Source organism: Ectobacillus antri, assembly GCF_003852715.1.
In the GTDB taxonomy this organism is placed as follows: domain Bacteria; phylum Bacillota; class Bacilli; order Bacillales; family Bacillaceae_G; genus Ectobacillus; species Ectobacillus antri.
Map to the genome: position 1 here is coordinate 1 of NZ_RIAV01000068.1, position 769 is coordinate 769.

Here is a 769-nt window from a genome sequence, read left to right on the forward strand (position 1 = left end):
AATATGAGGATAATTTGTTTGTATTTTCATATTCACATGATAGAATCATACTTGTTGATGTTAATTTTTAACATTAAATCATTTTTTTGGAGGGATTTCATTGAAGAACAAATTTTTAAAGGAGGTGAAATGACATGAAAACTTTCGTTCATAACTATATTTTATTCTTTACATGTTTGTTAATTTTTAATCTTGTAGGTTGCTCTGAAAAAAACAATCAGACCAAAGAATATACTTTTGCTGTGTCAAAAGAAAAAGGTGATGTAATCGAAAAAGGTGGGAAAGTGTACAACATAGAGGAGTTAGATAAATTTATTGAAAAATATAATACTAACAAAGGTGGCTCAGTTAGAGTTACCAAATTCAATGATAAAGAAGAACCTACCATTATTGATTTAACAGTAAAAAAAGATGTAGATAGTACGTCTATTTATTATGATGTAGATTATACAAGAACAAGCGATAAAGATGGACAGGATAAAAATTTACAGTATTCTAATACCACATGTAAGAAAATAAAAAAAGAAATACATAGTGATACAACTCTATACCAGTTAGAATGTCCAGAGATTATAACATTAATTAAGATACCTAAAGAATAATAACTCACTAAATTAACTACGAATAATCTTGATTATGTAAAGAAGTCTGTAAGCCCGTATTCAAACGACGCCTATAAAAATATCTGCACCTCCTGTACTATAAACGTATCAATATAAGGAGGTGCTTTTTCTATGCCGCAACAAAAATTAAAGATCGTCCCCGTTAT

At 28.3% G+C, this 769-nt stretch carries 1 protein-coding gene; it reads left to right on the forward strand.

The genetic code is table 11. From position 1 onward, the window contains the following. Window positions 1-134 precede the first annotated feature (134 nt). Window positions 135-602, forward strand: a complete 468-nt coding sequence (locus EEJ45_RS18175) for a DUF4362 domain-containing protein (RefSeq protein WP_124566131.1) — start codon at window positions 135-137, stop codon at window positions 600-602. The last annotated feature ends 167 nt before the right edge of the window (window positions 603-769 follow it).

What these genes read in the sequence shown, in the direction of transcription:
- EEJ45_RS18175 (WP_124566131.1), top strand. Translation starts at nt 135, where the DNA reads ATGAAAACTTTCGTTCATAACTATATTTTATTCTTTACATGTTTGTTA.